Below are 11,163 nucleotides of genomic sequence, written 5' to 3' on the forward strand. Positions count from 1 at the left end.
CCTCCCGAGGTCCTGTTGCACCACATCGAGCGCGACCTGGTCGCCCACACCGGCGGAGACCTCGGCGATGACGTCGCCCTCATCGCCATCCGCCGCGCGCCCACCGGACACTCCGCCCAGCGCCGGGGGAGAGATTGTCCACGCGAAGCCGAGAGGGCCGCGAAGAAGACACCGGCCCGGAAGACCAAGGCGAAGAGGCCAGCCGCGGAGAAGACCGCCAAGCGGGACGCCGCGCGGCAAGCGGGCTGAGAGAGCGCGCGATGCTCGGTGCTCAGGTCTCTGGCGGGCATCCGCTCATGCCGGTGCAGGAATCCACGGCCGGCCGACGCGGAGGTGGTGTGTCTCCGGCCGGTGGGTGGTCCGGCCGGTGACAGGGACGGGCAGCAGGGTCCAGAGCTCGGCAACGCCCTGCGCTGGTCAGGGCGTTGCCGAGTCCGTGGTGGCGTATGCCTCCAAGCGGTCGGCGAGTTGTCGGGGCCGTGCGAGAGCAACCATGTGGCCGCCGTCGATCTCGTCGGGAACGATCCCGAGGCGTTCGGCGACGACGCGGCGCATGAACGCGGCGGGGAGCAAGCGGTCGTCCCGGCAGAGCAGGAACGCCGTCGGCGTCGAAGGCCACGCGGACAACGGCCAGGGCGCCGCGAACGGGGTCTCGGACTGCCGGCGACTGTGCTCGCGCGCCTGAGCGGCCAGCGCGGGCGGGACGTCATGGAAGAACAGGGCGTCCTCGTCATCGGGGTCCCGGCCGTCGCGCTCGTCCTGCTCGCGTCGGGCCTGTTCATAACCTGTGTTGGCCCACCAGGTACCGGGAGCCTCGCCAGGCTGCGGGATCATCGCGGTCAGCAGTACCAGTCGCTCGACGGGGGCGCGCAGGCAGACCAGCGGCGCGGTGAATCCGCCGAAGGAGTGGGCGACCAGCACGGTGCCGGTGCGGTCGCCGATCGCGGCGGCCACCGTGTCGGCGTACTCGGGCAGCCCGGCCGCATCGTCGTCGCAGGGCAACTCGGGCGTGGCCACGCGGTGGCCGCGGGTTCGCAGCTCGTCGGCGAGCAGGTGCCAGTTCCAGGAATCGGATCCGGCTCCGGGGATGAACACGTACTCGGTCATCACGCCTGTCCCCGCCGCGTGAACTCGGCGGCCGTGGAGTCACCGGGGAATCGGGTCCGGAAGTCCAGGACCCCCACCCAGGCGGGGCGCACCGCGATCCGGGCCATCCGCACACCAGGATGGTCGACGGCCGCGACCCGGGCCGCGCCCTCCTCCTCGCCACCGTAGCGGCGCATGGCCTGCGCGTACTCCGGGACGATCCCGTCGACATCGGTGACCTCGGCACGGCCACGGATCAACAGCGCCCGCGGCGGGGTCCCGGCGGCGTCGATCGTGATCGCCACATCGGGCCTGGCCCGCAGCGCCGCGATCTTCCGGGCGGGGAAGAACGTGGACAGCACCACATCTTGCCCAGTCCAGTGGAACAGCATCGGGAACACCCGTGGTGTGCCATCGGCTGCCACATACGCCACGCGTGCGAGCTCGGTCGAGGCCAGCAGGCCCTGCGCGATGTCGCTGTCCAGCAGGCGGACATCTCCCTGCCGCAGGGCCGCCAGCTCCTCGTGGGTCAGTGTGTGCACATTCAGCTCCTTGCCTCCGACCGCACCGGTTGCGGTCGTGCACTGTGAGACCACCCGAGCGCGGAAAAGGAATCGGAGCTATCAGGGCAGGGTCGCAGGCAGGCCGAATGCGCCGAAGACACGGGGCTCGAACGCAACGATCTCGGTGATCTCCCCATCCTCGACTCGCAGCACGTTGAGCACCTGCGGCCGGTAGGCCGCCTCTCCCGGCAGCCGGATGTAGCCGGCCATGGCCGGCTGCCGGTTCGCCGCCACCGGCACACCCCGCCACTGCCCCCGATGCAAGGGCGACCCCGATCCCAGTGCGTTCCCGACGAAGGCGACGACGTCCGCCCGGCCGACGAAGAAGTACGGCAACGGTGGCATGGACAGCCGCACGTCCTCGCTCAAGAGCTCCGCCAACGCCGCGACGTCGGCCCGCTCGTGGGCAGCCAGGAAACGACGCAGCAGCTCCCGCTCCCGGTCAGCAAGGGGAGTGGCCGAGACTCGGCCGGCGCGGCGTTCCGGCAAGTGCTCCCGCAGCACCGGCCGTGCCCGCTGCAACGCGCTTTTCACCGCGGCCACGCTCATCTCCAGCAGCGCGGCGGTTTCCGCCGCCGGCCAGCCGAGCATGTCCCGCAGAATCAGCACGGCCCGCTGGCGAGGCGGCAGATGCTGGATCGCCACCACGAATGCCAGCTCGATGGTCTTCCTGGCGACGACCACGGCCTCCGGCTCCGCCTCCCGAGCAGCCGCCGGCTCCAGCAACCGGTCCGGGAACGGCTGCAGCCACCCCACGTCCGCCGGTCGGCCGGACTCACCCGGTGTCAGCTGCCGCGGCTGCCGGTCGAGGAAGTCCAGGCACACGTTCGTCGCGATCCGGTACAGCCACGCCCGAAATGCGGAGCGGCCCTGGAAACTCCCGCGATAGCGCCACGCCCGCAGCAACGCCTCCTGCACCAGGTCCTCTGCATCGTCGAACGAGCCCACCATCCGGTAGCAGTGCACCCGCAACTCCCACCGATGCCGCTCGGCGAGCCCGGCGAACGCCGCCCCGTCCGCCGCTCGCACAGCGGCGAGCACCTCGCTGTTCACACTCGCCGGCCCGTCCAACGCTCAGCTCCCCCTATCCGACCGCCACCGGCAACCCTAAGGGCTGTCCCGCCGATGCCGATCCTCTGAAGGGGGCCGCGCACGGCGACGGCGACGGCGATGGTGATGGCCGTCTCAGACGTGCGCGAGGAGGCGCTCCAGAGGCCGGGGAACGCGCCCGGGGTCCAGATGCGCGACCAGCGCCTGCGCGTAGAGCGCCTTGCGACCGCTGTGCGTGCCCATGAAGCGTCGCAGCTGGTGCTCCACAGGCCGTTCCCGCTGTGCCGGCTGGCCCTGGAAGGTATGGAAGGGGCGCATCTCACCCTGGGCCTCGATCACCTGCTGCACACCCTCGGCCCCGAGAGCGCGGATCAACTCGTCCTCCAGGTCGGCGACGCACACATGGAAACCGAGTGTCTCCAGTCCCGCGCGCGTGAGACCGGACCCGAGTCCGACCCGCTCCAGGTGACGCCGGAAGTGCCGCTCCTCGCCGATGTCGCAGAGACCGGCCAGCGGGAGGCCGAGCCCCGGAGGACCGCACACGTCCAGGAAGCGCCCGATGCTCATCGCACCTCCGAGCGGTACGACCGCCACGCCCTCCGCACCGAGATCGCGGCCGTAGCGCGTGGCCAGCGCTTCGAGCGCGACCTGATCACTGCTCCCCTCGACGAGCACGACCATGCGCACACCGCAGCCGGCCAGCTCCCGCGCCACCGTGGCGGCCGCACCCGCTCCCGCTCCGCCGGCCGCCCACGCGACCAGCGCCAGGCCAAAACGCCTCAACTCGTCCACGAGACCTCGCTTCCCCACGCCATCCTGGCACGGCCGAAACCCCGTACGCACGCACGTTTTCCGGGGCGACGACTCAAGGAAACGGAGGAGGTGCGGCTTCGGGTTCGCAGGCGGTGGAGTCCGGCGCAGCGCCGGCCAGCCGTGTTCCACGTCTGAGACCGACCAGCACATGGGGGGCGGCGTCGCGGGGCTGGGTGCGCACATCTGCGGGCCCGGCCGGTCATGGCCGGCCGGGCCCGGGCGGGAGGAGTCCCGCCGCCTCAGTGTGCTGCTATTGAGGTCAGAAGTTCAGCTTCCAGCTGTCGATGAAGCCGCTGTCGCCGCGGAACATGTCCTGGACCTTGAGCCTCCAGGTGCCGTTGGCGGTCTTCTTGGAGGCGTTCACGGTGTAGGTGGCGAGCACGTCGTCGGCCGAGTCGTTGATGTTGGAATTCTTCAGGCGGTACAGCGTGCCGTCAGGGGCCACCAGGTCGATGACCAGGTCACCGCGCCAGGTGTGCTTGATGTTCACGTCGACCTTGAGGGCACTCGGTGCCTTGCCGGCGATCCCGGTGACGTTGACGTCCGAGTAGACCGCGGCGCCCCCGTCGGGGATGGCGACGTCGGTGGTGTTCTCGAAGGTCTTGATCACGCTGACGACGTTCCAGGTGAACGTCGCGGTGGAGGAGGCGTTGGTCGAGTCCGTGACCGTGACCGTGACCGTGCTGGTGCCCAGCGTGGTGGGGGTGCCGGAGATCAGGCCGGTGGAGGCGTCGAGCGACAGGCCGGCCGGCAGGCCGGTGGCCGTGTAGGTCAGCGCGCCCGGGTTGGTGCTGGTGGCCTGGATCTGCAGGCTCGCGGACTTGTTGACCAGCGTGGTCTGGAGGCCGGGGTCGGTGACCGTCACGCCCTGGACGATGCGGCTGCCGACGTTGATGGCGGCCCAGGCGTTGGCGGTGTTGTTGTAGGTGTCGCTGCCGAGCCCGTACAGGTCGGCGGCCGCCTGCAGGGTGGCGGTGCGGGCGGCGGCGTAGTTGGTGGAGGAGGTCATGTAGGTCGACAGTGCGCGGTACCAGATCTTCGCGGCGGCGTCGCGGCCGATCGCGGTGACGGGCAGGCCGTCGGAGGTCGGGCTGTTGTAGCTCACGCCGTTGACGACCTTGGCGCCGCTGCCCTCGGAGGCCAGGTAGAACCAGTGGTTGGCCGGGCCGGAGGAGTAGTGGACGTCGATGCTGCCGATGCCGGAGTACCAGGCGTCCTTGGACGCGCCGTCCTTGCTCGGCTGGTCCATGTAGCGCAGCGGGGTGCCGTTGCCGTTGATGTCGATTTTCTCGCCGACCAGGTAGTCACCCGGGTCGGTCGCGGAGTTCACGTAGAACTCGACGGCCGCGGCCATGATGTCCGAGGTCGCCTCGTTGAGGCCGCCGGACTCGCCGCTGTAGATCAGGCCGGCGGTGTTGGAGGTGACGCCGTGGCTCATCTCGTGGGCGGCCACGTCGAGGGAGGTCAGCGGCTTGGTGTTGCCGGAGCCGTCGCCGTAGGTCATGCAGAAGCAGGAGTCGGACCAGAACGCGTTGACGTAGGCGTTGCCGTAGTGCACGCGCGAGTAGGCGCCGACGCCGTCGTTCCTGATGCCGTTGCGGCCGTGGACGTTCTTGTAGTAGTCCCACGTGGCCTGGGCGCCGAACGCGGCGTCAACACCGGCGGTCTGACGGTCGCTCGGCAGGCCGTTGCCCCAGACGTCGTCCGCGTCGGTGAACAGCGTGCCGGTGCCGGAGCTGCCGCCGTTCAGGTCGTACGTCTTGTGGCTGCCGCGGGTGCCGTCGGTCATCTCGTAGGTCGAGCCCGACAGCGTGGTGCCGAGGGTGACCTGGCCGTTGTACTGGCCGGTGCCGGTGCCGGTCTCGATGCCCTGGTACTCGAACAGTTTGGCACCGGTGGTGGCGTCGGTGATGACGTGCAGCTCGGACGGGGTGCCGTCGTGCTGCACGCCGCCGATCACGGACTCCCAGGCCAGCACGGGCTTGCCGGAGGCGGCCCAGACGACCTTGCGGACGGTGCCGGCCTTCGGGGCGGTGGCGCCCTTGGCCTTGGCGCGGTCGAGCGCGAAGGTCTTCGCCGAGCCGGCGCTCTTCGCGGCGGTGGTCGAGGCGACCTTCACCGTCGCCTTGGTCGCTTTGCTGACGCTCTTGACGGCGCCGTTCGCCGCCGCGTGGACGACGAGGTCGCCGCCGAGGACCGGCAGGCCCGCGAAGGTCCGCTCGTAGCGGGTGTGCACTGTGCCGTCGGCGTCCTTCAGGACGGACTTCACCAGCAGTTGTTCCTGTCCGCCCAGGCCCAGGGTCTTGGCGGTGGTGGCGACGGTGGCCTGCGCGTCGGCGAGCAGCGTGGCGCGCTCGCTCGCGCTGAGCTGGACCTGCAGCGCGCCGGCCCGGACCTTCGCCTTGGGCGCGTCGGCCTGGGTGCCGGCGGTGGCGGGCGTGGGGAGCGCAACGGCGATCATCGCGGCGGCCGCCATGAGCGCGCTCGCGGCAACAGCTTTGCGGGGGGTCGTTCTCACTCGGAACTCCTTCTGCGGCGACCGGGGTTGCGGCCGGTGACAGCCCGGGCAGGGGGTACTGCCCGAGTAGAGCTGGTGGTGCGGTGAGGAGGACATGACCGCAGCGGTGCGAGATCCCTGTGGGGAACGTCCAGCCCCGCGCGGCCGGAGAAGAGCATGCCATTGTCGACCTGTGCATGTCACGTACTTGATGATGTCGGGTTCCTGACATCCGGATTCCGACAGCCCGGGTGATTCCCTCCGGTCCCGGCCGTCGCGCACGGTGGTGCCGCGGCAGTACTCCGGCACCGCCGGATCTTCCGCACCGCCTGGCCCGCCTTCACGTCGGCGCTGCGCCGACCGGCCTCCGGATCCGGTCCGTCAGGATCCGTGCCGTCTCGTCGAGTTCGTCATCGACACCCGCGCCCGAAACGGCTGCACCGCACCGATCGGCTCGCCCGCCAAAGACCGGATCCGGCACCTGACCGCCGCACTGCCGCCGGCGAGGACACCTTCCACGGCCTCATCGAGTACTCCACGGCCTCGTCAGCCGCCCCTGCATGCGGCGGTGTCACAGCTGCAGCGGCTGCGGTGGCACCACTGGGAGTTCCACAACGGCCCGGCCCGCATCCTGTACCGGTGGAAGGCCGACCAGTTGCTGCGCGAGGCCGGCGTCGACTATGAACTCGCCGCGCACGGCGAGGACCTCGGGTGCCTGGTCACCGTCACCGACGACGCCCGCAGCCGGCTGGTGCATCGCGCCCAGCAGCCGCCACAGGGTCTTCTCCTGCAAGAACCCCGCCCCGGGGCGGGCGGTTCACAGGGGTGGGGCGTAGCCGCGGGTGCGGACGAGGTCGTGGGTGAGCTCGGTGAAAGCGCGGGTGGCGGCGCTTTGGTAGGCGCCCTCGCGGTGCAGGAGGGTGACGGTGCGGGTGGGCAGGGGCGGGTCGAGGGGGACGGGGGTGAGGTGGGGGTGGTCGTGAGTGATGGCGTCGGGCAGGACGGTGGCGAGCGGGGTGCGCTGGACGATTTCGGTGAGGGCCTGGATGGAGTTGGCCTCGATCGTGACGCGGGGGGCGGTCCGGTGGCGGGTGAAGTAGGTGTCGATGTGGCTGCGGGTGGCGAAGTCTCCGCTGAGAAGAGCGAGTTGCTCGTCCTTGAGGGTGCGGACCGGTAGGGGTTTGGGCATCGCCTGGGCGCGCGGGGTGCCGGTCACGAGGCTGAGGGTCTCGGTGAACAGTGAGGTGGCGGTGATGCCGGGCAGGTGGGCGCCGGCGAAGGCGATGCCCACGTCGAGGTCGTCGGCGAGCAGGGCCGCTTCGATGCGGTCCTGGGTCATCTCCGCCAGGGTGAGGCTGACGCCGGGGTGGCGGGCGTGGAACTCGGCGGTGAGCGGGCCGATCAGGTAGGCGGTGAAGGTGGGGGTGACGCCCAGGCGCAGGTGGCCGCGGGAGAGGTCCTGGACGTCGTGGACGGCGCGTTCGGCAGCGGCCAGGTCGCGCAGTGCGCGCCGGGCATGGTCGGTGTAGACAGCGCCGGCGTCGGTGAGTCGCACCGTGCGGCCGGTGCGGTCCAGCAGCTGCACGCCCAGGCTCCGCTCCAGCTGCTTGATCTGCTGGGAGAGCGTGGGCTGCGAGATGTGCAGCCCCTCGGCGGCGCGAGTGAAGTTGCCGTGTTCGGCCACGGCGAGCAGATAGCGCAGGTGACGCAGTTCGAGAACAGCCATGACGCCAACTATAGATGTGACCAATAGCTTATATGGTCAACGACTCTTGGACACTATAGGCACAGGTCATGCATGGTGGATCTCACCAGCCCACAGGGCCGATCGCCACCAGAAGGGAGTGACCATGCAGGACCTCACCGAGGGCGTCGCCCGTTTCCAGAGGGACGTCTTCCCGGCCAAGGCGGAGCTCTTTGCCCATCTGGCCACGCATCACATGCCACACACGCTGTTCATCAGCTGCTCCGACGCCCGCGTCGTTCCCGAGCTGATCACCGGCACCGAGCCGGGTGACCTCTTCGTCATCCGAACGGCAGGCAACCTGGTGCCCGCGTACACCCCCGGGGCCGACGGGGTCGCGGCGAGCATCGAGTACGCGGTTGCCGCACTGGGAGTGAAGGACATCGTCGTCTGCGGTCACTCCGCGTGCGGCGCGATGACCGCCCTCGCCGAGGGCCACGACCTCAGCGGTGCCCCGGCGGTCGCCGACTGGCTGCGGCTCGCCGACGCCTCGGTGGCCCGTACCGCCGCCGACGGTGACGTGCCCGCCCTGGTGCGGCAGAACGTGCTCGCCCAGCTGGCGAACCTGGCCACCCACCCCTCGGTCGCCCGCGCCCTGGCGGAAGGGAAGGTCGCCCTGCACGGCTGGGTCTACGACATCCCCACCGGCCGCGTCGAGGACCTGAGCGCCACCGGCCCCGCGCTCGCGGCCTGACCCACCCGGCTTGGGGCTCCCGTCCGCGTCAGCCCGCCGGGAGCCCCTTCCACCCCCACCCACCCGCCACTTCACCCCCACCCCCCTCCCCGTGAAGTGGCCCACCCGAGAAAAGGACGTACTGATCATGGTGCACGCCCAGTTCGAGCAGACCGCTCGTGAGGCCCTGGCGGCCAAGGCCGTGGAGGCCAAGACCGTCAAGAACCTGTCCTGGAAGCAGATTGCTGAGGCCTCGGGCCTGTCGGTGGCCTTCACCACCGCCGCCGTCCTCGGCCAGCACCCGTTGCCGGAGGACTCCGCGAGGGCCGTGGCCGAGCTGCTGGGCCTGGATGACGACGCGGCGCTGCTGCTGCAGACCATCCCGGTCCGTGGCTCGATGCCGAACCGGATCCCGACCGACCCGACCATGTACCGCTTCTACGAGATGCTCCAGGTCTACGGCACCACCCTCAAGGCCCTGGTCCACGAGGAGTTCGGCGACGGCATCATCTCCGCGATCAACTTCAAGCTCGACGTGAAGAAGGTCGCCGACCCCGAGGGCGGCGAGCGCGCCGTCATCACCCTGGACGGCAAGTACCTGCCGACCAAGCCCTTCTGACCGGCGCCGATACGGCGTCACACGCGGACGGTAACGGGGCGGGCCGGAAACAGTCTTCCGGCCCGCCCCGCCCCGTTCCCTGAACCCCGCGAAGCCGCCTGCCGGGGCCTCGCATCCCTCTTCCGTCTTTGGAGGATCTTTCATGGACTTCGTCCAGCGCACCATCGACATCGCCCGCCAGAACGTCGCCGAGGGTGGCCGCCCGTTCGCGACCGTCATCGTCAAGGACGGCGAGATCCTCGCCGAGAGCCCCAACAAGGTCGCCCAGACAGGCGACCCCACCGCACACGCGGAGATCCTCGCCATCCGCGAAGCCTGCACCAAGCTCGGCACCGAGCACCTGACCGGCACCACCATCTACGTGCTCGCCCACCCCTGCCCGATGTGCCTGGGCTCGCTGTACTACTGCTCGCCGGACGAGGTCGTCTTCCTCACCACCCGCGACGCCTATGAGCCCCACTACGTGGACGACCGCAAGTACTTCGAGCTGGACAGCTTCTACGACGAGTTCGCCAAGCCCTGGCAGGAGCGCCGGCTGCCGATGCGTTACGAGGCGCGCGAGGACGCCGTCGAGGTGTACCGGGTCTGGCAGCAGCACAACGGCGGCGAGCGCCGCGTCGCGGGCGTCCCGACCGCCGGCTGAGGCGCCTAGGGAGCGTATCGAGTCGTGATCAATCTGCGGGATACGCCTTCGCGGCACGGCCCGGTCCGGTAGACCGTCTTGCGTGACGCGAGTGCAACTGACCGACGCGGAGTGGGCGTTCATCGAGCCGTACCTGCCGATCGGCGAGTACGGCCCATATCCCGAGCGGCTGCGGCAGCAGTTCGAGGGCGTGATCTGGCGGTTCAAGACGGGCGGCCAGTGGCGGGAGATGCCGACGGAGTTCGGCGCCTGGTCGACCGTCCACAACCGCTTCCGGCAGTGGCGTGACGCCGGGGTCTTCGAGGCCCTGCTGGAGGGCCTGATCGCGGAAGCCGCGAAGCGCGGTGAGGTGGACCTGTCCTTGGTCAGCATCGACTCCACCACCGCCCGTGCCCACCACGACGCGGCCGGGATGCACCTCGACGAGGACGTCCTCACCGCTTTGGAGAAGGCCGCCGCCGAGGAGGAGAAGGCCAGGTCAAAGGGGGCGGCTGCGAAGAACAAAGCGGGCAGGCGGCCGAAAGCGATCCCGCGCGGGAAGAACGAAGACGCATCCGGCGTCGGCACAAACTCCGGCTGAAGGCCGCCCTCCTCGGACGCTCCAGGGGCGGGCAGACCAGCAAGGTCCACCTTGCCGCCGACCGCAAGTGCCGCCCGCTGGCGTTCATCCTGACCGCGGGCCAGGCAGCGGACAGCCCGCAATTCATCCCCGTCCTGAAGAAGGTGCGGGTGCGTGGGCCCGTCGGCCGCCCCCGCACCCGGCCGGACGCGGTCGCCGGGGACAAGGCCTACTCGTCCCGCGGCAACCGCGCCCACCTGCGCAAACGCCGGATCAAGGCGGTCATCCCGGAGAAGAAGGACCAGGCCGCCAACCGGAAGAAGAAGGGCTCCAAGGGCGGCCGGCCCGTCAGCCACGACACCGAGCTCTACAAGGAACGGAACACCGTCGAGCGGGGGATCAACAGGATGAAGGCACGGCGAGGCATTGCCACCCGCTACGACAAGACCCCGGGGAGCTACCTCGCCGGCCTCCACCTCCGCGCCTCGATGATCTGGATCAAGGACCTCGCACGAGCAGCCCCTTGATCACGACCAAATACGCTCCCTAGTAGGGCGTGTTTCGATAGTAGCGTCGCCCGGCAGGCGGGACTTTCGAAACACGCCTAAGGGCTGTCCCGTAATCCCTGGTGAATCAGCGCGCGGCGTCAGATGTGGTGCATCGCAAGGCGGAGGGGCGTCCTCATGCTGGTCTTCCTCGGGCGTTCCGACAACGCGGCGAGGTGCCGCAGCTGTCGTCGGGCGCCCGCCAGGGATCACGGGACAGCCCTTAGTAGGGCTTTGTTAGGTACCCCGGATGATCAAGCAGGAGTAGGGTTGTGCTCTTCTTTCAGGTGTGACTCCTGAGGAGATGGAAGAGGTCCGTCCGCGCCTGGAGGCGTTCGCGGCTCAGATGCTCGGCTCGCTGGCCCGTCGGG

General features: G+C 69.9%; 9 protein-coding genes and 3 pseudogenes. 6 read left to right on the forward strand and 6 right to left on the reverse strand.

From position 1 onward, the window contains the following. Nucleotides 1–249, forward strand: a pseudogene (locus AB0N06_RS35745) (hypothetical protein); the annotation flags it as partial. 168 nt (nt 250–417) lie between these two features. On the opposite strand, the gene AB0N06_RS35750 reads toward AB0N06_RS35745, so the two are convergent. The 5 genes from AB0N06_RS35750 to AB0N06_RS35770 form a co-directional block, all read right to left on the reverse strand. Next, a complete protein-coding gene (locus tag AB0N06_RS35750) occupies nt 418–1,107 on the reverse strand; it encodes an alpha/beta hydrolase (RefSeq protein WP_366138856.1) in 690 nt (229 codons plus the stop codon). Beyond that, nucleotides 1,107–1,628 carry a pyridoxamine 5'-phosphate oxidase family protein gene (locus tag AB0N06_RS35755; RefSeq protein ID WP_366138857.1) on the reverse strand — a complete coding sequence of 174 codons (522 nt, stop codon included), beginning with the start codon at nt 1,626–1,628 and terminating at the stop codon, nt 1,107–1,109. The genes AB0N06_RS35750 and AB0N06_RS35755 overlap by 1 nt, the downstream gene beginning before the upstream one ends. 81 nt (nt 1,629–1,709) lie before the next feature. Then, a complete protein-coding gene (locus AB0N06_RS35760; RefSeq protein ID WP_366138858.1) occupies nt 1,710–2,720 on the reverse strand; it encodes an RNA polymerase subunit sigma-70 in 1,011 nt (336 codons plus the stop codon). Between the two features lie 114 nt (nt 2,721–2,834). Continuing rightward, nucleotides 2,835–3,491: an ATP-dependent endonuclease gene (locus AB0N06_RS35765; RefSeq protein WP_366138859.1), complete on the reverse strand. Its 657-nt coding sequence runs from the start codon at nt 3,489–3,491 to the stop codon at nt 2,835–2,837. A 280-nt stretch (nt 3,492–3,771) separates the two neighbouring features. After that, nucleotides 3,772–6,030, reverse strand: a complete 2,259-nt coding sequence (locus AB0N06_RS35770; protein ID WP_366138860.1) for a M4 family metallopeptidase — start codon at nt 6,028–6,030, stop codon at nt 3,772–3,774. Nucleotides 6,031–6,513: 483 nt separating this feature from the next. Between AB0N06_RS35770 and AB0N06_RS35775 the strand changes: the two are divergent. Then, a pseudogene (locus AB0N06_RS35775) lies at nt 6,514–6,772 on the forward strand (hypothetical protein); the annotation flags it as partial. 54 nt (nt 6,773–6,826) lie between these two features. On the opposite strand, the gene cynR reads toward AB0N06_RS35775, so the two are convergent. Beyond that, the gene (gene cynR, locus AB0N06_RS35780; protein ID WP_366138861.1) at nt 6,827–7,735 is read right to left on the reverse strand and encodes a transcriptional regulator CynR; all 909 of its coding nucleotides are present in this window, start codon (nt 7,733–7,735) and stop codon (nt 6,827–6,829) included. Nucleotides 7,736–7,859: 124 nt separating this feature from the next. On the opposite strand from cynR, the gene AB0N06_RS35785 reads away from it, so the two are divergent. From AB0N06_RS35785 to AB0N06_RS35800, 4 genes and pseudogenes are all read left to right on the forward strand, one after another. Continuing rightward, nucleotides 7,860–8,447, forward strand: a complete 588-nt coding sequence (locus tag AB0N06_RS35785) for a carbonic anhydrase (RefSeq protein ID WP_366138862.1) — start codon at nt 7,860–7,862, stop codon at nt 8,445–8,447. 127 nt (nt 8,448–8,574) lie between these two features. Next, a complete protein-coding gene (cynS, locus tag AB0N06_RS35790; protein ID WP_358861742.1) occupies nt 8,575–9,045 on the forward strand; it encodes a cyanase in 471 nt (156 codons plus the stop codon). Nucleotides 9,046–9,187: 142 nt separating this feature from the next. Next, nucleotides 9,188–9,688, forward strand: coding sequence for a nucleoside deaminase (locus AB0N06_RS35795; RefSeq protein WP_366138863.1), 501 nt, complete (start codon nt 9,188–9,190; stop codon nt 9,686–9,688). An 82-nt stretch (nt 9,689–9,770) separates the two neighbouring features. After that, a pseudogene (locus tag AB0N06_RS35800) lies at nt 9,771–10,774 on the forward strand (IS5 family transposase). Nucleotides 10,775–11,163: the final 389 nt, after the last annotated feature.

This window comes from Streptomyces sp. NPDC051020 (assembly GCF_040683105.1).
Taxonomy (GTDB): Bacteria; Actinomycetota; Actinomycetes; order Streptomycetales; family Streptomycetaceae; genus Streptomyces.